Genomic DNA, 24,385 nt, shown 5'->3' with positions numbered 1-24,385 from the left:
TCGATTTTCCTACATTAGGTCTTCCAACTATTGTAACAAATCCTGATTTAAACATTTTTTCCTCCTCAAAATAAGCTTAAAAAAGCTTAACTAACGTTATCCTATTTTACAAATAGTATACTCTATTTATAAGTAAATTGACAATCTACTATTCTTAATTTGATCATATAATAATTTAATAATTACTTCCAATTGTTTCCTTATGAATTAAATCATTAATTCTTATAATTTAAGAAATAGGAGACAATATAAGTTTTATTTCATCTTATATCTTCTCCTATAAATATTATTTTTATTATTCTATATTTAATTAAAGCCTAAATAATGTAAAAATAAACAAAGTTAATAATATACCAAATATAGCTCCAACTATTACCTCTAAAATACTATGAACTTCTGAATCCACTCTACTTTGTGCAGTTATAAACGCCAATAAAAAACTCAATAGAATGCAAATTGGTTCCTCCGTTATTAATGATATTGCAGTTGCTATTGAAAATCCCAAAGCACTGTGGCCACTGGGCATTCCCCCTTTTAACGGAGTTCCTTCTCCAAATATTGCTTTCGCTATTATAGTTACTATACATACTATTACTAGAACAATCAATATCGTATATGGCTCTGAATTCTTTACTTTATTAATTAAAGAAAATGAAAATCTACTGAGCCTATCCCAAAATATAATATAACCAACTAATAATGCATTTATGGCTGTTATTAATACCGCACCTGCCGCCGCATTCTTAGCGATTTTAGCCAAAGGGTGGTAATAATTAGTTGTCATATCTATAGTCGCCTCTATGGCTGTATTTATAAGTTCAGCAGCTATTACCATAGTTATTGTAACAGCTAATATCAGAAACTCATATTTTGTTATGTCAAAGAAAAAGCTTGCAATTAGTACTACTAACGCCACTATTAAATGGATTTTCATATTTCGTTCAGTTCTTACAGTATCGATAATCCCAGTTATGGCATTATTGAAGCTTTCCAGTGTTTTTTTCATTTTCATTATTTACCCCTACTTCTATTACATAATAAAAAATATTACCCTCTGATTATGTTAAGTTTATTTAAAATATCTTCTTCTCTACTTCTCATAATTATTTTATCATCATCCTCCATATGATCGTATCCCAATAGATGCAATACTGAATGTACAACTAAGTATGAGGCTTCCCTTTCATATGAATGATTAAATTCTTTACTCTGTTCTAATGCTTTTTCTAATGAAAGAACTATATCCCCAAGTACAAGTTCGTCACCATCAAAATCAAATTGAGAAAACTTATAATCTTTATACATATCCTTAAATACTTTCTTATCTTCGTATTCTAACATAGGAAAAGATAATACATCTGTTTCTCTATTTATTCCTCTTGTTTCATTATTAATTTCCTTTATTTCATTATTATCAACGAACAATAATGAAATTTCACATTTCATATTTACTTCCTCTTCTTTTAATGCAAATTCTATTACTTCTGTTAATCTTTCTATTAATTTTTCACTTGCTTCCACTTTATTTTGTCTATTATCTACATAAATCATTATTTAAATTACTCCTTAGTTTTAAATTCACCTTTATTGCTTTCACCATTGAAATCCTTCATTTTTTCTTTAGGGTATTCTATTCTTTGATGGTATATGCTATTTAACGAAGTCAAAAAACATACTCTTATTTTTTCTATATCTTTTAATGTTAAATCACAATCATTTAATTGTCCTGATGATAATTTATCATCTATAATGCAATTAACCATTTGGTTAATTGCATCCTTAGTAGGTTTCTTAATTGATCTTACAGCCGCTTCAACACTATCAGATAGCATTACTATCCCAGCTTCTTTTGAGCTTGGTATTGGGCCTTCATATCTATAATCTTCTTCTTTTATTTCCTCTGGATTTTCAGCACTATTTTTCATAGTATAGTAAAAATACTTTACTAATGTTTTACCATGATGCTCTAATATAATATCTTGGATAACCTTAGGAAGCTTATATTTTTTAGCTAACTCCAGACCATCTTTGACATGAGATTTTATTATCATAGCACTTAAATTTGGAGGTATATTCTCATGTGGATTATCTATCCCCATTTGATTCTCTCCAAAGAAATATGGCCTCTCTGTTTTTCCAATATCATGATAATATGATCCTATCCTTGTAATTACCGAATTAGCACCAACTTCTTCTGCTGCCATTTCTGAGAGATTTGCAACAAGCATACTATGATGATATGTTCCTGGAGCTTCCATTAATAATTTTTTTAACAGTGGTGTATTAGGATTTGATAATTCTAGCAGCTTTAATGTAGTAACCTCATTAAATGTACCTTCTAAAAACGGTAATATTCCTAATGCAAATATACCTGATAAAAGGCCTCCAATGAATGTGATTCCACCTTTTATTAACACATCTCCGAAATTGCTCGATATTAATATTCCCGTAGACAATGTAAGTATTACGGTAACAACAGCAGTATACAATGTTGAATATAGCAATTCATTTCTTTGTTGCACCTTTTTCAAAAATGCCGCTCCTAATACCGAACTTACTATTCCTAGAATAATAATCTGAACATCAAAACCATTTAATGCTCCTATAACTATTGCATTTAAAGCGCTAAGTACAAATGATATCTTATAATTTAGTAATAGCGTAAGCATCATAGGCGCGCACGCAAATGGAATTAGAAAAGGCGATATAACCCCTACAGTTCTAGCTAACACAAGTGAAATCAAATTAATTGTACTTATAAGAATAAGCTTTTTATTGTTCTTATATATTTCACCATAATTTATTCTCACATATCCATATTGAAGAAACAATATTATCATCCAAAATATTGCAAGCGCTAAATAAATATATATATAAGCTGTTACATTTTCATCGTTAAGCATTCCAAGATCTGATAGAATATCAATTTGATCTTGTGTTACAGGCTCTCCTTCTTTAACTATAATCTGATTTTGTTTTATTATTACTTTAGATACATTCTTCTTGACTTCCTGTATCTTTTCTTGTGTTTTTTCTTCATCAAAAAAAACATTAGGGTTTATTTGTGTTTGAGCTATTTGCTTTAAAGCACTTGATACATCTTTATCTAAGTTTAAATTATCTATTTGAGTTGAAACAGCTCCTTTTGCTTCTTTTAAGGCACCTTCATCTTTTTCCTGTATATTTTTTTCATATGCACTGTCAATTATATTTACTATTTTGTCTTCTATGCCCGGCAAAGTATCTTTTGATATTCCTATCAACGCCTTACATTGTTCATCTGTTAATTGAAATATAGTTAATTTCTTAAGCTCAGTTTGCTTATCAGCTACGGTAGAGCTCGCCATATTGCTTAATGATACAAGTTTATCGAACAATGCCCTTACATTATCCTCAGCTTCTTTCTTAACTTCTGGCTTTGATGTATACTGTTTCCCTACCTTTTCGGCCGCTTGATCTTCTTTTTCCTTTGTAGCTTTTTCATCCACTATATCTCTTGGAGCTTTTATATCTACTCTTGGTATATCTCCTTCTTTTAAGCTATATTGCTTAGGAGTTATTGCGGTAACAAGCAATAAATAGCCTATACTAAATACAAGTATAAATAATACAATTCTTTGAATTCTATTATTTTTCCATTTATTATTTTGTTTTATATCCATGTAATTCACCTTTTCATCTTAATAATAAGTAATAGGCATAAAAACAACTTTGAATACCCCTTATGATACGTTTTTAGCAATATCCTGTTCTACAGTAAATTTAACATTAATTAAGATCTTTCCGCCTTCAATATCTTCTACTGCAGTTTTCTTATCTATTATCTTTGCATCGTTGCTAAGTGTTTTTCTCAATGAACCCTCTAACTTTTCTGTAGCTTCTTTAACTGTACTTTCTTTATCTAAGTTTACATTTATACCTTTTTTTTCGAAATATGTTATCTTATTAACGAAACCATCCTTCTCTTCTATTTTATCATAATATTCAAATTGATTTATAGCTTTTTTCAAGTAAACTTTTTTCCCAAAAAAGTTTAAGTATATGTCACTATTCTTGTTACCAGTTCTCTCAAGCTTTTCTCCACTTATTTGAACCTCCATAAATTTATCATAAAAAGTATTTGCTATAACTGTTCCACTCGGTTTTACTTCCATCTGAAAGCCTTCCCTTCCTTGGATAGGCAATATTAGATCGTCACCTTTCTTTACTATATCTCCTGGCACAACTGCTGGATTTCCTGAATTCGTATATACTCTCTTTACTTCTCCATCCATTTTAGCAACAACTTGATTATATAATGTTTTTTCTGTAGACGGAGGATTTACTTTTTCCTTTATAACCAATTTTAATGTAGACCCCTCTATCCTAACCCTAATCCACATTATCTGGCTATTTAAATCTTCCATCTTTTTTTCTATTTGATATACATTAACTTGTGATTTGCTAAGCCCTGGTTTGATTCCAATTGATGAGAGCTGTTGTCTAACTTCAAATGGACTTAAATTCCTCTGTGTCTCTATATCTATAGCCCATATATAATTTGATAATATATATATCACAGCAAAAAATAATCCCATTCCTATAACTAGAGAAATCTTTCTTCTCATTTTCATAAGTAAAACTATTATTCCACTAGTTCTTACTATCTTAACTTTTCCTTTATATTTTTTTATTAATATTTCTGCATCTTTATAATCTCTGTAATATATAGTTACTCTTACCGTTGTCAAGCTTACTTTCACTATATTACAGGTATAGATTTGGCTATTCCAAAAGGCATTTAATATTTTTTCTGGCACTAAAGCATTAATTTCTATGGCTACTTGTCCCGATTTCAAGCTGCTAAACATAATATTCTACCTCTCATATGAAATACCTTTAAAGATTCCGCTTATTGTTATACTCGTTTCTGCAATAAAAAGTATTTCGAACTCTTTCCCCTCGATTATGATTGCACCTATTCTGGAATTTATTTTAACCATATTAGTTTCGAAAAATATAATGCCCTTATGATTTTCAATAGTTATTTCTCTGTTTCCCACGACTATTATCTTTGGTAGATCTAATGAAATGTCACTTGGAAAATCTAACTTGCTAAGTATCTTTTCTTTACCTCTTTGAAATTTTTCTTCCATACTTTCCTCCCACATAAACTTTCTCATTGTAATTTATGATAGGATTTGCGAATTAATTCTATAATTTAATAATAATGATAATTTCCTGCAAAAAAATAAAGCCAATCATTACTATTATGGCTTTATCTAATTCATTTACGATAATGTATTCTAGTTATATGAACCAAATATTATCCTTTCATTGCTAGTCCAATTTTAGATAACAATGAAACAGGACATAGGATACTATTTATAATCCTATGTCCTGTTATATTAGCATAAAACTCAAACTAACCTTGAATTTTATTCTTATTTATTATTTAAATATTCCTTAACAAACTGACTTACAAGTTTACCATCAGCTTTTCCTACTACTTTAGGTTTAACAGCTGACATAACTTTTCCCATATCTTTAATGCTATTTGCACCCACTTCTTCAGCTGATTCTTTTACTAATTGTTTTATCTCTTCTTCACTTAACTGCTGAGGAAGGTATTTCAACAAAATTTCAATCTCAGCCTTAGACTGATCTATTAAATCTTGCCTATTCCCCTTTTCAAATTCAAGCATAGCTTCTCTTCTTTGCTTGATTTCTTTAGCTAATATTGTAATAACTTCATCATCTTCAAGCTTTCTATTATCAGTTTTTTCAACCAATAATACTGCAGCTTTAGCTGTACTAATTACACTAGATGTGAACTTATCTTTTGCTTTTAAAGCAATTTTCCAATCATCTTGCAATCTATCTTTAATTGATGACATTTTTGTACCTTCTTTCAAAAGAAAATATCATTATTTGAACTTTCTCTTTCTAGCAGCTTCTGATTTCTTCTTTTTCTTAACGCTTGGCTTTTCATAATGTTCTCTCTTCCTAACTTCAGAAAGAACCCCAGCTCTAGCACATTTTCTCTTAAATCTTCTTAACGCACTTTCAAGTGTTTCGTTTTCTCCAACTTTAATTTCTGACATTTACTATCCCTCCCTCCGCTAGCTTAAATTAACTCAGCTATGGGCTTAATAACACATGCTATATTATACAATATTTAAATTAATAATGTCAAGAAATTAAGAAAAAATCTCCAGTTACTATTGATCAAATAACAACTCAAATTTAGCCTGGTGGCCACTGTAAACTTCGCCCTCCAAGTACATGGAAATGAATATGTTTTACTGTCTGTCCTGCATCCTCACCACAATTATTTACAACCCTATATCCTTTATCTGATATTCCAAGATCTACTACTAATTTACCAATAACTTTAAATATATGTGATACAATATCAATATTGCTGTCATCTAAAGTATTAGCACTTTCGATATGTTCTTTTGGAATAACTAAGAAATGAGTTGGAGCTTCAGGATTTATGTCATAAAAAGCATAAACTTTATCATCTTCATATATTTTTTTACTAGGGATATCCCCACTTATAATTTTGCAAAATATACAACCTTCCATAAATTCACCTCCTTCTAAGTAACAATCTCAATTCACAAACGTAAGAATCGAGATTTTATAATTCATATTTAGAAATTCTCTTTGAATTATATATCTTATTCCAAAAATGATCCTTAATCAATCTTATCTTGATTTATATTATACCAAAACTATATAATTTTTCCAACAACATATTCCGCATCTGAGGCCATTATTTTACATAAAATTATTTTTCCTATCATGTCTCTGCTTCCATTTGGAATTTCAACTTTTACATAATTTCTTGTATACCCCTCAAATACCCCAGGCTTATTAGATACTTCTTGCTCAACTAATACATCTAGTTCTCTTCCAACTAAAGATTTACTAAAGTCGCCTTCATTCTTTGCATTTAGTTCAATTAAAGCCTTACTTCTCTTGTCCTTTACATTTCCATCTATTTGATTAGGCATATCTGAAGCCTTCGTACCTTTTCTTGGGCTGAATTTGAATATATGTGTTTTAGTTAATTTAATTCTCTTTAAGTATTCATAAGTTTCGTTAAATTCCTCATCAGTTTCACCTGGGAAACCTACGATTACATCAGTAGTTATTGAGGCATCTTTAAGGTTTTCTCTTATTCTATTAACTGCATCTTCGTATTCTTTAGCAGTATATCTTCTATTCATTCTTTTTAAAGTTGCATCACAGCCGCTTTGAAGTGATAAATGAAATTGTGGACATAGTTTTTTCATTTTTTTCATTTTCTCGATAACTTCATCTGTAAAGAAACTAGGCTCTATAGAACCTATCCTAACTCTTTCAATTCCATCCAGTTTCTCTATTTCTTCTAATAAAGTTATTAAAGTTACATTTCCATCTAAATCAACACCGTAAGATGCTGTATGTATTCCTGATAATATTATTTCTTTAAATCCATGTTCACTTAAATTCTTTATTTCATCCAATACTTTTTGAGGGTCTTTTGAGCAAGTTGTTCCTCTGGTATAAGGTATGAGACAATATGCACAAAATCTATTACAACCATCTTGTATCTTTAAAAATGCTCTTGTTTTATCTTGATACTCTTCTATATTTAATTCTTCAAACTGTTTATTCTTTAGAACTTCTCCAACCATTAACTGAGGTTTTTGTTCATCCTTAGCCTTATTCACATAATAAACAATATCGCCTTTATTTCTAGTCCCAAGTACAACATCTACCCCTTGTATTTTAGAAACTTCTTCTGGCGCAACTTGCGAATAGCATCCAACAGCTGCAATTATTGCATTTTCATTTCTTCTTCTAGCTCTGCTAATTATTTGCCTTGATTTTTTATCACTCATATTAGTCACAGAACAAGTATTTATAACATAAACATCAGCAAAACCTTCAAAGTCAGTTACTTCATAACCTTCTCTTATGAACTTTTCCGCCATAGCTTCTGTTTCATAATGATTTACCCTGCATCCAAGAGTTGCAAAAGCCACAAGACTCTTCCCCTCTGTATTTTTTATTGGTTCTTTGTTAGATAACTTCTTAAGCTTAGTCTTGTCACTACCTGCTCTGACTAATTTCATTTGGTTCTCTCCCATTATGATAGCTTTCCTCCTAAATCTCCTAATTCATATTGAATTAATGCCGTAGCTGTAAATCCAGCCGTCTCTGTACGTAATATTCTATTTCCAAGAGTCACTATATAAGCACCTTGTTCTTTTAAAGTATCAATTTCAGATTCCTCAAATCCACCTTCAGGTCCTATCAATATTCCAACATTATTTATATTATCTAAATCCACATTATCTCTTTCTAATTTTCTCACAAGAGTTTTAATTCCAAAATCTTCGGCGTTTTCATAAGGTACAATAATCAAATCCATCTTTTTTAATTCACTTATTGCCTCATTGAAATCTATAACTTCTTTAACTTGAGGAATTACACTTCTTTTTGATTGTTTGCATGCCTCAAGAGCAATTCTATTTAGTCTATCAAGCTTTTTAAATTCGCCTTTAAGTTTTACATCTACTCTTGCAGTTGTTACAGGAATAAACTCAGATACTCCAAGTTCTGTTCCCTTTTGTACTATCAGATCCATTTTCTGACCTTTTGGTAGTCCCTGAAACAGATGTACTTTAACTTTACTTTCATTATTTATATCTAATCTTTTAATAATTTTAACTATAACTTCACTTTTAGTTATAGTTTCTATCTCACCTAGATACTCAATTCCTTCGCAATTGTTTAATACTACTTCTTCACCTTCAGATAATCTTAAAACCTTATAAATATGTTTTACATCATCTCCAAGTATTCTACCTTCAGTTTCACTAATATTATGAGGTTCTGTAAAAAACTTATGCATACGACTCCTCTCTAATTCACAGTTCACAATACTCAATGCACAATTAAATAATAATTGATTACGGTATATCAACTATAGATTTTCAAAAAAATCTCTTAGAAATTTCTCCTAAACTGTGCATTGTGAATTGTACATTGTGCATTATTTTCATAATTACATTTTCAAACCGTTAACCAAAATTTGCATTACAAATATCTATATTTATACTAATTAATTGCTTTAGCAACTATACAGTTCCATTCTCCATCTTTATTTATCTCAATAACTTCAAAACCACATTCAGCAAACTTTTCTGTAACCATATCTACCCTATCATGAATTATACCTGAAGTTATAAATAATCCACCTTCATTTAGAGCCTTTTTAACATCCTCAGTTAGTACACAAATAATTTCTGCTATTATATTTGCAACTACTATATCGGCTTTTCCATCAACTACATCTAAAAGATTTCCTTCTAATACTTCAATATTATTCAAATTATTAAAGCTTATATTTTCTTTAGAAGAATCAACCGCAACAGGATCTAGGTCAACCCCAACAACATGTTTAGCTCCAAGCTTCGCTGCTGCTATCGCAAGTATTCCTGATCCACATCCTACGTCAAATACTGTTGTATCAGGCTTTACATACTTATCTAAAGCTTGAATACACATCCTTGTAGTTTCATGAGTTCCAGTTCCAAATGCCATTCCTGGATCCAACTCTATAATTAGTTCTTCATCATTTTTTTCATATTCTTCCCAAATTGGTTTAACAACAATCTTATCTGTTATTTTAACTGGTTTATAATATTGCTTCCAATTATTAGCCCAGTCCTCTTCGTGCATCTTCTTAGCTTCTACTGTACCTTCACCAATATCTATTCCAAATTCTTTAATTTCAGAAAGTTTTTCCTTAACATATTCAACAATCTCTTCAACCTTATCATCTTGAGAAAAATAAGCTTTAACTACAGCTGCATTTCCTTTATGTTCTAAGATATTTATATCTGCAAAATCCCAAGTTAATGGTCCTTGATCTCTTGAAAGTAAATCCTCCGGATCTTCTATTGCAACATTAGGGCAATTTAATCCATAAAATATTCCTGATATAGGCTCTAACGCCTCGCTCTTTGTTATTACACTAACTTCAATCCATATTCCATCCATGTTTATCAACCTTTCTAATTCAGTTTCAGTAACAGTTCGCAATTTAGGAATACATTTTTTTCAAAACTTATTAAAAATATTTTTGAATTCCATAGAATTTTTTCCTACAATTGCTCTTTGCTAACTATATAATTTTATTTTTTTAAAGTCATTGTAACCCTTACAATAACTATAAATATTTACATATTTATATATTTAACATTGATATATATTTATATAGTTAACTATTTACATAGATTTCCATTTAACTACTTACATATATATCTAGTTAAATTTACATATTTTAAAATATTTTTGTTGATATCCTAGTTTCATATTTAAATTTTAAAATATTAAACTTCTTAATTGTGACCAGTAAGTTCCGTATTGTGCTTAAAAGATCTTAATTGTGCTTCGCACTTTTTCATATGTGCGTATCTTTTCATATGTTTAAATTCTTAAGTGAGAGTCCAAAAGTGATGCTTCAAATTTTGTATTTGGTTAGCAGAACTTTCTCTTCGAGCATCTTGCATTTGGTTCCTCGAACTTACCCAGCAAACACATGTGAATCGGGTAAATTCCTAAATTCTTAAATTCTTAAATTCTTAAATTCTTAAATTCTTAAATTCTTAAATTCTTAAATTCTTAAATTCTTAAATTCTTAAATTCTTAAATTCTTAAATTCTTAAATTCTGGTCATTATAAATCTAATTGTCTTTCATGGCAATCAAAAATTTTATTTTTATTCCTTGTTCACTAAACATTTTTTCATGCTCAGTCTGAACATTTCCTTCAACATCACTATTGTGAAGATCATATGTTATATATTTAATTCTAAACCCTGCTTCATTAAAATATTCAAGCGATTCCTCAAATAATTCATCATCGTCAGTTTTAAAATAAATTTCACCTTCACTCTTTAAAAATGTTTTGTACTGTTCAAGCTGCCTCATATGTGTTAATCTTCTCTTTTTATGCTTTTCCTTTGGCCACGGATTACAAAAATTTATGTATATTCTACTTACAACATCTTCTTCACTTAAGATTTCACTGATAAGTCCTATCTCTTGAGCCATTAATTTTACATTATCACTCTTCCTATTTTTTTCTTCATAAGCCTTTTCAATATTTCTTTTTGCTAATCCTAATACCTCATCCTTTATGTCAATTGCAATATAATTTATATCTGGATTCTCGGAGGCATGAACTGCCATAAAAGTTCCTTTCCCACATCCAAGTTCTAGATATATTGGTTTATCATTACCGAAAAATTCTTTCCACTTACCTTTATATTCTTTCGGATTTATAACAAAAAAATCGCAACCTTCAAGCTCAGGTCTTGCCCACGGTTTTTTTCTCATTCTCATGTTAGTTCACTCCATCTTTTATAAGCTTTTAAAAAATAGCATTTTACTGCCATTAAGTTTTTTAGATCATTAAATTGAACTTATCGACACAATACCATATAAACAAGACTCTCATACCGTCTTATTGTTCTATTAATCGGCCGTATCCTTCATAATAATTATACCTATAAAAATTTATATTGCAATTTTTATCTCAAAAATATACAGGTATTGCAAATAACTCAAATATATGTACTGAATCTTTTATCTCAAATTATTTTTATACATTCTTAATACTAATTAAAAATTCTTGAACTCCCTTAAGTTGTTTATCTAAAAAATCATCCAATTTAATACTTAACACCTATTATTATTAAATATAAAAAATAGTACATCTCATATCTAAGAGAATGTACTATTTTAACTGATGTATATTACGACTTATTTTTTATATTTCTCTATTATTTTTAATAGTTCTTCCTCGTTATTTTCTACAAACTCATAAAAATTCATATTTTTATTCTCTATATATAATGATAATTCATATAAAAACTCTGGTATTTCACTAGCAAGTAAGTCACCATAAACTTTTCCGAGCCTTGCACTTCCTGTTTCAAATGATCCGTTAATATGTAATTCAAATACATCTTCAACAGCATCACCAACCTTTTTACGTTTTCCTGTAAGTCCGATACCAACGACTTCATGAACTGCACATGAATTTCCACATCCTGATATATGAACTCTTGGAAGTATATCTTTATCATAACCTTTTTCTGCAAAGTAATTAATTATATTGTTAAGCATTTTTTGACTCTCTAAAATTCCAACTTGACATATTGGTACTCCAATACATGATACACTTTGCTGAAGAGCTGTTTCTCCTCCAATATTTTGTGTTACATTTAAAAGTTCTTTAGCTTCATCACCATTTAAGTTTCTAAAATATAAACCTTCTGTCATGGTAAACCTTATTTCTAAGTCTTTTACTGCTTTTGATTTATCTAAAATTTCTCTTAATGTCTTAACAGAAATTTGTCCGCCAATTGGATGGAAATATACGCTGTATAATCCTTTTTGCTTTTGTGAATATAATCTTGAATGTGTTAATTCAATTTCTTTACCTTCTTTAGTAATTTCCTTAGATTCTACAAATAAATCTAACTCATTATTATCTAACACATATTTTAAATGTTCTTTATATGTTTCTATGAATTTCTCTTTGCCCATTCTCTCTAATATATATCTTATACGAGCTTTATTTCTATCTTCATAGTTACCTTCTTTTATAAATAAGCTAGTCATGGCTTCTACGTGGTATAATACATCACTTGGTTTTATAAGCTCATCATATTCGACTGCAACTTGAGGATTTCTTCCAATTCCGCCTCCCATAAAAACTCTAAAATACTTTTCATTATCTTTAATTGTTGCTAAGAACCCTAAATCAGCTACATTACAATGCCCCTGATCTAAGTCGCTGCTTGAAAAAGATACTTTAAACTTTCTTGGAAATTTATATGATGTTATTTTGCTTAAAAAATGTTTATTTACAGTTAATGCATATGGTGTCACATCAAACGCTTCATCTTTATCTACACCTGATAGTGGAGACATAGCTACATTTCTTGGAAAGTTTCCGCCGCCTCCTCTAGAATATATATCATTATCTATACCATCCTTCATTATTCCACAAACTTGATCTATCGTTAAATTATGATACTGCACTGCTTCTCTTGTAGTTAAATGAAATTTATCTAAATTATATTTATCGGCTATATCACATAACCAATTCATATTCTCAAAGCTACTAATTCCTGAAGGAATTCTTAGTCTTATCATGAATTCTTTTTTATTACGTTCTGAGTATACCCCCATTCCCCCAGAAACTTTTTTAAAATCCATAATAGATACTTCACCAGATAAAAATTTATTTCCTAATTCTCTAAACTCTTCTATTTCAATTAATAATTTTTCCTTCAATTCCTTCACTTTTTCTCCTCCTAAATATAATTATTTTAATATATTATAACCTATAATTTAAAATATGACTATAACTATAGGTTTTGTCGGGGAATTTTTATCTAAAAAAGAAACTATTGAAATAATGCTAATTGATAGACATTATTCAAATAGTTTCTCCGATATAATTCTATTTATTTTTTCCAAATAATTTTTTCTTAGGAACATTAGCTTCATCAAACTCTTCACCAGATGCTCTCATAAAATCATATAAAGCTTCCTTTTGTTCCTTATTTAGGGTTTTAGGAATATCAACAATAACTTTTACGTATTGATCTCCTTTTCCGTTTGAGTTAACCCTTTGTATTCCTTTGCCTTTTAATCTAAACATAGTTCCTGATTGTGTACCTGGTGGAACAGTATATTTAACATTTCCATCAACTGTAGCTACAGTTATTTCTGTACCTAATGCTGCTTTAGGCATAGAAATATGAGCATCTATATAAACATCGTTTCCTTTTCTTGTAAACACCTTTGATGGAGTAACATTAATTCTTACATACAAATCTCCAGGACTTCCACCTCTTAACCCATGTTCTCCTTGTCCTCTTAAAGGCATTACATTTCCTGTATCTACACCTGCTGGTATGTTAACTTTTATCTTTCTTGTTTTTCTAACACTGCCTTTTCCTCTACACTCTGAACATGGCTTTTCAATAATTTTACCAGTACCTCTACAAGTATCACATGTAGAAGTTGATACAAAACTTCCAAGAGGAGTTTGTCTTTGAACTCTTACTTGACCTGATCCACTACAAGTTGGGCAAGTCTTAGCATTAGTTCCAGGTTCGGCTCCACTTCCATGACAATGTTCACAGTTTTCATTTCTAGTAACAGAAATTTCTTTCTCTACTCCAAAAACAGCTTCTTCGAAAGTTAATGTTATTGTATACTCAATATCATTTCCTCTTACTGGACCATTTCTTCTTCTAGAATTTGATCCTCCGCCTCCAAAGAATGATTCAAAAATATCTCCAAATCCGCCCATATCAAATCCGTCAAAGCCGCCAAAGCCGCCTCCTCCGAATCCACCACTACCATCAAAGGCAGCTGATCCGAACTGATCATATCTAGCTTTTTTTTCTGGATCCGAAAGTACTTGATAAGCTTCATTTATTTCTTTAAACTTTTCTTCTGCCTCAGCATTTCCTTGATTTCTATCCGGATGATATTTTACAGCTAATTTTCTAAAGGCTCTTTTTATTTCATCATCACTTGCACCCTTTTGAAGTCCAAGCAATTCATAATAGTCTTTATTTGCCATTCGTTTAAATTCACCACCTAGTTTTATTTACTGTAGAAAAGGGAAGACGAGCTTGCCTTCCCTATCCTATTATATTAGATAACTGTAGTTTAGTACACCTAATTTATATCTTATTTATCTTCATCTACTTTGAAATCAGCATCTACTACATTATCATCATGTGGTGCACTTTGAGCTCCTCCAGCTGCTGCATTTGGATCAGCTGCTCCTTCTGCTCCACCAGCTTGTTGATACATCTTTGTAGCTATTGGATAGAATGATTGATTTACTGCTTCGATTGCAGCTTTAGTAGCTTCTACATCATCTCCATCTTTAACTTTCTTAAGATCTTCAATTTTAGCTCTTACTGCTGCCTTTTCATCCTCAGTAGCTTTATCTCCAACTTCATTTAAAGTCTTTTCTATTTGATATATAGTTTGGTCTGCGTTATTTACAGCTTCAACTTTTTCTTTTCTCTTCTTATCTTCTTCAGCAAATTTTTCTGCTTCTTTTACAGCTTTATCTACTTCATCATCACTTAAGTTAGTTGAAGCAGTAATTGTGATATTTGCTTCTTTACCAGTTCCTTTATCTAATGCAGATACTTTAACAATACCGTTAGCATCTATATCAAATGTAACTTCGATTTGAGGAATTCCTCTTGGTGCTGGAGCTATACCTGATAATGTGAATTGTCCAAGTGACTTGTTATCCATAGCCATTTGTCTTTCACCTTGAACTACATTAATTTCAACTGATGTTTGGTTATCTGCAGCAGTTGAGAATACTTGACTCTTCTTTGTTGGAATAGTTGTATTTCTTTCGATTAATGGAGTAGCTATACCACCTGCTGTTTCAATTCCAAGTGTTAATGGAGTAACATCAAGTAATACCACGTCTTTAACTTCACCAGTTAATACACCTGCTTGAATAGCTGCACCAACTGCAACACATTCATCTGGGTTAACTCCCTTAGATGGTTCTTTTCCTGTAAAGTTCTTAACAGCTTCTACTACTGCTGGAATTCTTGTTGATCCACCAACTAAGATTATTTTATCTATATCATTTAATGAAAGTTTAGCATCAGCTAATGCCTTTCTCATAGGTTCAATACTTCTTTCAACTAGGTCATGAGTAATTTCATTAAACTTAGCTCTGCTTAATGTTAAATCTATATGCTTTGGACCTGTTGCATCAGCAGTGATAAATGGTAAATTTATATTTGTTTGTTGAGATGCTGATAATTCAATTTTAGCTTTTTCAGAAGCTTCTTTTAATCTTTGAACTGCCATTTTATCTTGCATTAAGTCAATTCCATTTGAAGCTTTAAACTCATCTGCAATATATTTCATTATCTTCTCATCAAAATCGTCTCCACCAAGCTTTGTATCACCGTTAGTTGATAATACTTCAAACACTCCATCTCCAAGATCTAGAATAGATACATCGAAAGTACCACCACCTAAGTCATAAACTAGGATTTTGTGAGCTGAATCTGTTTTATCTAAACCATAAGCTAATGATGCTGCTGTTGGTTCGTTGATTATTCTTAATACTTCAAGGCCTGCAATCTTACCTGCATCCTTAGTTGCTTGTCTTTGGCTATCATTAAAGTAAGCTGGTACAGTAATAACTGCTTGAGTTACTGTTTCACCTAAATAGCTTTCCGCATCTGCTTTTATTTTTTGTAAAACCATAGCAGAAATTTCTTGTGGTGAATATTGTTTTCCATCTATATCAACTTTATATCCAGTTCCCATATGTCTCTTTATTGAAATAACTGTTTTATCTGGATTAGTAATCGCTTGTCTTTTAGCTACTTGACCAACTAATCTTTCTCCATTTGCTTGGAATGATACTACTGAAGGAGTAGTTCTAGCACCTTCTGAGTTTGCTATAACTGTTGGTTCTCCACCTTCCATAACTGCTACACATGAATTTGTAGTTCCTAAATCAATTCCTATAATCTTTCCCATGATATTTTCCTCCTAAAACTTTATTAGTTTATTTAAACTTGAATTTTTCAGTTTATTATTTTTGAATTCTATTTATATATCTTAATAAGAAACTTGTTCCTATTTCTAATTAGCAACTTTAACCATAGTATGTCTTATTATCTTATCATCTTTCTTATATCCCTTTTGGAAAACTTCTGCTACTACATTTTTACCTAATTCTTCATCTTCTATATGCATTACTGCATTATGAAGATTAGGATCAAATTCTCCAGTAGCATCTATTTCTTCAACACCAAGTTTTGCAAATGAATCTTTGCATCCCTTTATTGTCATTTCAATTCCTTTTTTCAAGTCTTCAATACTGCCATCAGCTGCAACAGCTCTTTCTAAATTGTCAAGAATAGGAACAATCTCTTTTAATACATCTACATATGCATCGCTATATATTCCTTCTTTTTCTTTAGCTGTTCTTTTTCTATAGTTATCATATTCAGCTGTTAATCTTAAAAGTCTATCTTTTGTCGCATCTAATTCTTCTCTCAATTTCTTATTTTCCTCTTCTTGATTTTTTACTAAATCTTCTTGATCTTCCTCAGCAGCTTCTATATTTTCTGAAGCCTCTTTGCTAGCTTCATTTGTTTCTGCTGCATCATTACTTTCTTGAGTCTCATTATCCTTTTCTGCTACTTCATCTGCAATTTCTTCTTTCTCTAGTTCTTCATTTTTAACATCTCTATTTTCTTCCATGTATCTAACACACACCTCTTCTCTTTAAATCTAACATCTATTTTGGATTGCTCAATATATTATTAAGCTCTTTTATAACTTCTGACATAATCATTATTACCTTTGAGTAATTAATCCTTCTAGGTCCAATTAATCCAATTTTCCCAATAGGCCTATCCTTAAAGGAATATTCAGCAGATATTATACTACAATCTCTAGCTTGTGGCTTGTAGTTTTCATCCCCTATACTGACTGTTATATTGTCTTGAGGATTAAACAGCTCCATCAAAGCTTCTTTATCATTCAAAAGCGATAGCATTTCTTTAGCTTTATCAATATCGTTATATTCAGGATAATTAAATATGTTGGTAGTTCCCTCCATGAATACTTCTGTAGAATCCGCCGAGTTTAGAGTCTCATATAAAATAGGCAATAAAGCATTGAATATTTCTTCATAGGCTCCTAGATCCTTTTTTAAGTTATTAATTACTTCTAAATTAATTTCTTGTATAGAAAGATTCACCAATCTATTATTTATAACTTCATTTATTCGTGTTAAAGTTTCAACTTCAGGAACCCTATTATTTAGCTTCATTATATGATTCTTTATGACACCAGTATCTGTTAAAAAAACTGATACTAAATTATGATCATCAACTTTAATCAGCTGAATTGACTTTATAAAGCTCCTTTTTACTGATGGTGTCTCAATTACACAAGTTAATTTAGTAAGTTCTGACAATAAGGCGCTAGTTTGCTTAACTATTTTATCTACTTCAAGCATTGCCGAATCGATTATATATTGTTTTATCCTTAGATCTTCTTCAACTGTTAGCATCTGATTATCCATAAGCTGATCAACATATAATCTATATCCCTTACTAGAAGGAATTCTTCCTGCAGAAGCATGAGGTTGTTCTAAGTATCCCATATCTTCAAGGTCAGCCATCTCATTCCTTATTGTTGCGGACCCAATACCTAAGTTATAGTTTTTAGCAATAGTTCTTGATCCTACAGGATCTCCTGTTCGAATATAGTCATTGATAATAGCTTGAAGTATTCTTATTTTTCTGTCATCAATACTCATAACCTCACCTCTTTTTGTTAGCACTCATTAACCTCGAGTGCTAATGACTATGTTTTTAATATATTATTTATGATGTTTTTTGTCAATTCTATTTATATTTATTATAGCTACCTAACGTTAATAATAAAGCAATTTTGTTAACTTAGCTCTTTATATCTCCTATTTTCTCCATTTTTATATGTAATATATTTTTATAATTGCGCTTAATCTTTCTTTAAACTTTTCATAAGAGAATCTATTAAGATAAAATGAAATCACTCATTACATAGTTTGATATTTCTATGCCATGCGAAGTTAGATATAGATTTCCCGAATTATTAATTAATAATCCTTTTTTAATATTTTTTTCAATGATTTCTCCATACACTTCATATATATCTTTATTAAATCGCTCTTTAAATTTCTCTACTTTTATCCCTTCAATCATCCTAAGCCCCATAAATAAAAATTCTTCCATATCATCTTTAATATCATTTACGTGAATTTCTTCAATTACACTTTCTTTATTATTTATTCTTTTAATATATTCCTTAATATTGTCCATATTTTTACTTCTTTTTTTATCTATAAATGAACTAGCAGACACCCCCATCCCTAAGTATTCATCACATTTCCAATAAACTTTATTATGAAAGCACTCTTTGCCTTTCTTTGAATAATTAGATATTTCATATTGATGATATCCATACCCGTTCAATATGTCTTTAGTTGTCAAATACATAATTCGTTCTTTATCCTCTTCAGGTAAATTCAACTTATCTTCTTCATATAATTTATAAAACCGAGTTCCTTCTTCTATAATCAAGCTATATGCAGATATGTGATCTAGTTCAAGTTCTGCTACTTTTCGCAAAGAACATTCCCAATCTTCAATAGTTTGATTAGGCAATCCAAACATCAAGTCTGCATTTATATTATTAAATCCTAGCTTTCTAGCAAGAAAATAATTTTCTTCAAATTCTTCATAGCTATGTATTCTTCCAATATCTTTTAATAAAGAGTTTTTTGTTGATTGTAATCCCATGCTAATCCTATTAACATTGTGTTCCTTCATAATATTTAGATTTTTTTCATTTAATGTACCTGGATTACACTCCACTGTAAACTCAAAATCATCCTTCAAATTCAATTTATTTAAAGTACGTAGTAGTTTTTCTAGACTTAAGTCATTCAAGTAGGATGGCGTTCCTCCTCCAATAAATATGCTACTTATTCTGTATTCTTTTCCTTTTTGTAATATTTCATTACTTAACGCTTCTATATATTCGTTCATTAATCCTTCTTTTCCTGAATAAGATGGAAAATCACAATAAAAACATTTCTGTTTACAAAAAGGAATATGTATATATAAAGATATATCCCTCATTAATTTTTCCTCCAATACATTATTAAATATTTTACTTGATAAAATAAAGCAAAAATAAAGAATGAATAACTAGAGGAGCATTTACCCTTCATTTAAACCTATAAGGTGTGTACACCTTTAATTTAAATTTCAATAGATATTCTCGCTTTTATCATTCATTCTTTATTATTTATTTTTAGATAATATACATCATACTTTTTTCATATCAAAAACTATCTATACTAATAATTTTTCTGCCTGTTCTTTTAATAAGGCAATTTTACTTTCTGCATCTACAACAGAGAAACCATACACATCAACAAAATTGTAAAAATAATTAGCAAATGCTATTCTCTTACTACGTGTTATACCCAATGCTTCACCTAGCTTTTCTAAAAGTTCAACTTCTTCTTCATTATATTCTCCATCAATAAGAGCAAGGCCTATTAATTCAAAATAAATAATATTTTTGCATCTATTAGACGAACCTTTTAGAGTTTCACATACAGAATTTAGATCTGATTCTGATATTTCACTTTCATTTATATTTAGCTCTTCTAGATAGTCATTGTAAAGATTTTTTTCTTCTTTCGCAAAAACATTGTCTGAATTTGCAAGGATTTTAACCAATTGCATAAATGCAATTCCTTCATTTTTCTTTAACTCATTTAAAAACATTCAAACCCCTCCCAAACCGGCATTAAAATAATTATTTGTATAATACTAATTAATATTATACAAATAATTCCTCAAAAATAATATATTTTTATTTTATACATTCGCTAGTTTTTTAGAATTACTCTTTAAATAAATATAATTTACATGTATAAAGTATTCTATATTTATATTACTTATACTAACTAATCTACCTTTAATACCGCCATGAATGCTTCTTGTGGAACTTCAACAGAACCAACCTGTCTCATTCTCTTCTTTCCTTCTTTTTGCTTTTCAAGTAGTTTCTTCTTTCTTGAGATATCTCCACCATAACATTTAGCTAATACATCTTTTCTCATAGCTTTTACGGTTTCCCTTGCTATAATTTTAGATCCTACTGCTGCTTGAATTGGAATTTCAAATAATTGTCTTGGGATAATTTCTTTTAGCTTTTCAGCTATTCCTCTTCCTTTATGGTAAGCTCTCTCCTCTGGAACTATCATTGATAATGCATCAACTACATCCCCATTTAATAATATATCTAACTTAACTAATTTAGTTCTAATATATCCTTTAAATTCATAGTCTAAAGATGCATATCCTCTAGTTCTAGATTTTAATGTATCAAAGAAATCATATATAATTTCGTTCAATGGTATATCATAATTTACAACAGCTCTGGTTTCTTCTATATATTGCATATCTATGTATATACCTCTTCTATCTTGACACAGCTCCATAACTGCTCCAACATAGTCTTTTGGGGTTATTATAGATGCCTTAACTACTGGTTCCTCCATATAATCCACTTCTGTCAAAGGTGGTAGGTTAGTTGGATTTGTTATTTCTAATGTTTCTCCATCAGTTTTGATTACTTTATATATAACAGATGGTGCAGTAGTAATTATATCTAAATTAAATTCTCTTTCAACTCTTTCTTGAATTATTTCCATATGTAATAATCCTAAGAATCCACATCTAAATCCAAAACCTAAAGCAATAGATGTTTCTGGCTCAAAGCTTAATGCCGCATCATTTATTTGTAGCTTTTCAAGAGCTTCTCGTAATTCATCATACTTTGCTCCGTCAACTGGGTATATTCCTGAATAAACCATTGGTATAGCAGGTTTATAACCTGGAAGTGCTGTTTCGGTTGGCCTATTAGCTTCAGTTATAGTATCCCCAACTCTTGCGTCTCTAACATTCTTTATGGATGCTGTTACATATCCAACATCACCAGCACTTAACTCACTGATTGGAAGCACTCCTGGAGTAAACACTCCGACTTCAGTAACGTCATAAACTTTATTAGTAGCCATCAATTTAATTTTAGTTCCAATCTTTACTCTTCCGTCCATCACTCTAACTATACATACAACACCTTTATAACTATCGTAGTAAGAATCAAAAATTAATGCTTTTAAAGGAGCTTCTTCATCGCCATCAGGTGAAGGTATAGTTTTAACAACACACTCTAATACATCACCTATATTAAGCCCTGTTTTAGCAGATATAGTAGGAGCTTCTTCTGCTGGAATTCCTATTACATCTTCAATTTCTTTCTTAACTTCATCGGGTCTTGCAGAAGGCAGATCAACTTTATTTATTACTGGTGCAATTTCCAAATCATTATCTAATGCTAAATAGCAATTAGCTAAAGTTTGGGCTTGAATACCTTGTGTTGCATCAACAACTAATATCGCTCCTTCGCAAGCTGCTAAACTTCTTGAAACTTCATAATTAAAATCTACATGTCCTGGAGTGTCAATTAAATTAAGAATGTATTCTTCACCATCGTCTCTTCTATATACAAGCCTCGCTGCTTGAGACTTTATTGTAATTCCTCTTTCTTTTTCTATCTCCATATTATCTAGAACTTGCTCTTCCATTTCCCTTTTAGTTAAGGTTCCTGTAGTTTCAAGTAATCTATCCGCAAGGGTTGATTTACCATGATCAATATGTGCTACAATTGAAAAATTTCTGATATGTTTTTGTCTTTCACTTTTCATACGCATAACTGTTATCCTTAACGAAAAACAGTCCTTTCACCCCCGTTATAATTAAATCAGCTAAATTATAACATATATCCATAAAGAAAGGCTATCAAAACTTTCCCTCAATGCTCTATGTCTAATATGCCCTATATATATTTTAAAATCAACTAAATAATTTAACTAATATTATGGTTTTATTCTTTCAATTATATCCTCTATTTTTTTAATAAAAGAAGATTGATTATTTATCCTAAAATCATTACTTCCTATCTTAACTAAAACATCTTTTTCAGATTCTTTATAAATTTTAAGAAATGAATTATCCTTGATAAAATTCGAGAAATCTTCTCCAAATTCATTGCTTACAAGTTTATAATTTTCATTAGTATTCCCAAGAGGAGATAATGCCTTAGTATTAATCATATCTATTTTAATTATTCCAATAAAAATAATAAATAATATAAAAATCATTGGTGATATTCTTCTTAAAATGTTACTTCTAATAATTTTCTTCAATGTCGAAACACCCTTTTTAATTTATTTTTTGATTTTTATTTAGATTCTTTCCATATAGTCAAACTATTATTCACCCTCAACTTTCTTAGTCAAACAATCTACTCACCAATTATCTCAATATTATGTATTAATAAATTAAAATAAAGAAAAGACTAGAGATCTAAATTCTAGCTTTAGATTCCTAATCTTTTCTTTAATTTTCACCATCAAGATTATATTTAAATCTCAACTTGAAATATCTATTTAAATACTTAGTGCTAAAAATCAAACTTGCATGTTATCTAATTTTTCATATGCACTCAATATAACTTCCAAACCTTTTCCATTTAACTTTATACTTATTTCTTATTCAAAACTTCCGCAATTACTCTAGCCATACATTCTGCCGTAACTTTTGACTCATCTGGTGTATTAGTATGAGATCCTATTTCAAAAAGTAAACATCCGTCACTTTTACTTTGATTAAATGCATTTTTCCCTCTATGATATGTTAATATTTTTATAGGTAATCCTGGGAATAATTCAGATGTTTTATTAAATACTTTCTCTGTAAGCTCTTTATTTTTAGGATATCTCGTACTATTTTCAGCATTTACAAACATTATTTTAGATGCGCTCATTCCATCAACTTCTGTTGTTGTCGCAGCTTTATCTTCTACGGAATCTCTATGCAGATCTATAACCATGTTAAAATCTCCATATTGTTTTAAATATTTATCAACCACTTCTCCAGATCTTGTATAACTATCATTATAAGAAATACAATTATTGGTTTTATCATGTATGACTGAAATCCCATAATTCTCTTCTAATTCATTAGCAAGAACATCGCCTACTCCCACTACATTGGTATCTTCATTTAAACTATCTGGTTCTGATGCATTATAATTTTCTGTAGTATGACTATGATATATTAATACTTCTGGCTTAGATTTATCCAATGTCTTCTTTAAGCTAGGATCATATATTGGGGTATTCTTACTATCAGTGTTTACTTGTACTTTTGATATACTGTCTTCGCTTATTTGAAACGGATTAAAACTAAAATTAGTTTCAGTATTGCTAGAACTTTCTCCATCACCAAAGAAACTAAGTTCATTTTGAATTATTCCTTTATAGCTAAGATTATTTAATCCTAATACTTGAAAACAAACATTCTTTAATGAAAGTTTATTTTCAGCATAGGTTCCTTCATCATAAACTTGGGATTCTATTATCGGCATTCCTAGATTTAACAATTGAACATAGGCAAATGCTCCTCTTTCCTTGCTATTTTTTAAAACATTACCTAATCTTATGAAAAATACACCTATAATTAAAATGAGGATTATTAAGCCTATATTAATGTTAGGTTTTGCTTTTATCCTTTTATTAATTTCACCTTTTTTTCCTCTTCTGCTCATATATATCACGGTAATCCCCCCCTTGCCCTTTTTTATATTTATATTAACGGATTTACATAATTATTCTA

General features: G+C 30.0%; 22 protein-coding genes. All 22 read right to left on the bottom strand.

Annotated elements, in window-relative coordinates; all coding sequences use genetic code 11:
* Positions 1 to 310 precede the first annotated feature (310 nt).
* The 22 genes from AXY43_RS19225 to AXY43_RS19120 all read right to left on the bottom strand — a co-directional run bounded on the left by AXY43_RS19225 (position 311) and on the right by AXY43_RS19120 (position 24,326).
* Positions 311 to 1,012 carry a diacylglycerol kinase gene (locus AXY43_RS19225; RefSeq protein WP_011968187.1) on the bottom strand — a complete coding sequence of 234 codons (702 nt, stop codon included), beginning with the start codon at positions 1,010 to 1,012 and terminating at the stop codon, positions 311 to 313.
* Positions 1,013 to 1,047: 35 nt separating this feature from the next.
* Positions 1,048 to 1,551, bottom strand: coding sequence for an rRNA maturation RNase YbeY (gene ybeY / locus AXY43_RS19220; RefSeq protein WP_105411983.1), 504 nt, complete (start codon positions 1,549 to 1,551; stop codon positions 1,048 to 1,050).
* An 8-nt stretch (positions 1,552 to 1,559) separates the two neighbouring features.
* Positions 1,560 to 3,662 (bottom strand): HD family phosphohydrolase, encoded by a 2,103-nt coding sequence (locus AXY43_RS19215; RefSeq protein ID WP_105411982.1) that lies wholly within the window; start codon positions 3,660 to 3,662, stop codon positions 1,560 to 1,562.
* 60 nt (positions 3,663 to 3,722) lie between these two features.
* The gene (gene yqfD, locus AXY43_RS19210; RefSeq protein ID WP_105411981.1) at positions 3,723 to 4,850 is read right to left on the bottom strand and encodes a sporulation protein YqfD; all 1,128 of its coding nucleotides are present in this window, start codon (positions 4,848 to 4,850) and stop codon (positions 3,723 to 3,725) included.
* A 6-nt stretch (positions 4,851 to 4,856) separates the two neighbouring features.
* Positions 4,857 to 5,135 (bottom strand): sporulation protein YqfC, encoded by a 279-nt coding sequence (gene yqfC / locus AXY43_RS19205; protein WP_011968183.1) that lies wholly within the window; start codon positions 5,133 to 5,135, stop codon positions 4,857 to 4,859.
* A gap of 288 nt (positions 5,136 to 5,423) precedes the next feature.
* Positions 5,424 to 5,876: a GatB/YqeY domain-containing protein gene (locus tag AXY43_RS19200; protein ID WP_105411980.1), complete on the bottom strand. Its 453-nt coding sequence runs from the start codon at positions 5,874 to 5,876 to the stop codon at positions 5,424 to 5,426.
* A 30-nt stretch (positions 5,877 to 5,906) separates the two neighbouring features.
* Positions 5,907 to 6,083, bottom strand: coding sequence for a 30S ribosomal protein S21 (gene rpsU / locus AXY43_RS19195; RefSeq protein WP_008429643.1), 177 nt, complete (start codon positions 6,081 to 6,083; stop codon positions 5,907 to 5,909).
* Between the two features lie 142 nt (positions 6,084 to 6,225).
* A complete protein-coding gene (locus AXY43_RS19190; protein ID WP_011968181.1) occupies positions 6,226 to 6,570 on the bottom strand; it encodes a histidine triad nucleotide-binding protein in 345 nt (114 codons plus the stop codon).
* 149 nt (positions 6,571 to 6,719) lie between these two features.
* Positions 6,720 to 8,123 carry a tRNA (N(6)-L-threonylcarbamoyladenosine(37)-C(2))-methylthiotransferase MtaB gene (gene mtaB, locus AXY43_RS19185; RefSeq protein ID WP_038457176.1) on the bottom strand — a complete coding sequence of 468 codons (1,404 nt, stop codon included), beginning with the start codon at positions 8,121 to 8,123 and terminating at the stop codon, positions 6,720 to 6,722.
* On the bottom strand, positions 8,123 to 8,890 hold the full coding sequence (locus AXY43_RS19180; RefSeq protein ID WP_105411979.1) for a 16S rRNA (uracil(1498)-N(3))-methyltransferase: 768 nt from the start codon (positions 8,888 to 8,890) through the stop codon (positions 8,123 to 8,125). Before AXY43_RS19180 ends, mtaB begins: the two co-directional genes overlap by 1 nt.
* Positions 8,891 to 9,096: 206 nt before the next feature.
* Positions 9,097 to 10,041, bottom strand: a complete 945-nt coding sequence (gene prmA / locus AXY43_RS19175; RefSeq protein WP_011968178.1) for a 50S ribosomal protein L11 methyltransferase — start codon at positions 10,039 to 10,041, stop codon at positions 9,097 to 9,099.
* 686 nt (positions 10,042 to 10,727) lie between these two features.
* Positions 10,728 to 11,387, bottom strand: coding sequence for a tRNA (guanosine(46)-N7)-methyltransferase TrmB (gene trmB / locus AXY43_RS19170; protein WP_087702247.1), 660 nt, complete (start codon positions 11,385 to 11,387; stop codon positions 10,728 to 10,730).
* A 420-nt stretch (positions 11,388 to 11,807) separates the two neighbouring features.
* On the bottom strand, positions 11,808 to 13,358 hold the full coding sequence (locus tag AXY43_RS19165; protein WP_087702248.1) for a nitrite/sulfite reductase: 1,551 nt from the start codon (positions 13,356 to 13,358) through the stop codon (positions 11,808 to 11,810).
* Positions 13,359 to 13,518: 160 nt separating this feature from the next.
* Positions 13,519 to 14,652, bottom strand: coding sequence for a molecular chaperone DnaJ (gene dnaJ / locus AXY43_RS19160; protein WP_077829362.1), 1,134 nt, complete (start codon positions 14,650 to 14,652; stop codon positions 13,519 to 13,521).
* 110 nt (positions 14,653 to 14,762) lie between these two features.
* The gene (dnaK, locus tag AXY43_RS19155; RefSeq protein ID WP_011968174.1) at positions 14,763 to 16,607 is read right to left on the bottom strand and encodes a molecular chaperone DnaK; all 1,845 of its coding nucleotides are present in this window, start codon (positions 16,605 to 16,607) and stop codon (positions 14,763 to 14,765) included.
* Between the two features lie 105 nt (positions 16,608 to 16,712).
* Positions 16,713 to 17,336 carry a nucleotide exchange factor GrpE gene (gene grpE, locus AXY43_RS19150; protein ID WP_011968173.1) on the bottom strand — a complete coding sequence of 208 codons (624 nt, stop codon included), beginning with the start codon at positions 17,334 to 17,336 and terminating at the stop codon, positions 16,713 to 16,715.
* A gap of 37 nt (positions 17,337 to 17,373) precedes the next feature.
* Positions 17,374 to 18,402 (bottom strand): heat-inducible transcriptional repressor HrcA, encoded by a 1,029-nt coding sequence (gene hrcA / locus AXY43_RS19145; RefSeq protein WP_011968172.1) that lies wholly within the window; start codon positions 18,400 to 18,402, stop codon positions 17,374 to 17,376.
* A gap of 238 nt (positions 18,403 to 18,640) precedes the next feature.
* A complete protein-coding gene (gene hemW / locus AXY43_RS19140; RefSeq protein ID WP_023974009.1) occupies positions 18,641 to 19,768 on the bottom strand; it encodes a radical SAM family heme chaperone HemW in 1,128 nt (375 codons plus the stop codon).
* 216 nt (positions 19,769 to 19,984) lie between these two features.
* Positions 19,985 to 20,425, bottom strand: coding sequence for a hypothetical protein (locus tag AXY43_RS19135; protein WP_023974010.1), 441 nt, complete (start codon positions 20,423 to 20,425; stop codon positions 19,985 to 19,987).
* A gap of 182 nt (positions 20,426 to 20,607) precedes the next feature.
* Positions 20,608 to 22,413 (bottom strand): translation elongation factor 4, encoded by a 1,806-nt coding sequence (gene lepA, locus AXY43_RS19130; protein WP_023974011.1) that lies wholly within the window; start codon positions 22,411 to 22,413, stop codon positions 20,608 to 20,610.
* Positions 22,414 to 22,584: 171 nt separating this feature from the next.
* Entirely contained in the window at positions 22,585 to 22,914 is a 330-nt protein-coding gene (locus AXY43_RS19125) for a hypothetical protein (protein WP_105411978.1), read from the bottom strand.
* A gap of 338 nt (positions 22,915 to 23,252) precedes the next feature.
* Complete coding sequence (locus AXY43_RS19120; protein ID WP_105411977.1) at positions 23,253 to 24,326, bottom strand: stage II sporulation protein P; 1,074 nt, start codon at positions 24,324 to 24,326, stop codon at positions 23,253 to 23,255.
* Positions 24,327 to 24,385 lie beyond the last annotated feature (59 nt).

The sequence above is a fragment of the Clostridium sp. MF28 genome, from assembly GCF_002969175.1.
Classification (GTDB): Bacteria; Bacillota; Clostridia; order Clostridiales; family Clostridiaceae; genus Clostridium; species Clostridium beijerinckii.
Note: the sequence above shows the minus strand (reverse complement) of the source record. Positions and strands in the feature narration are given on the sequence as shown.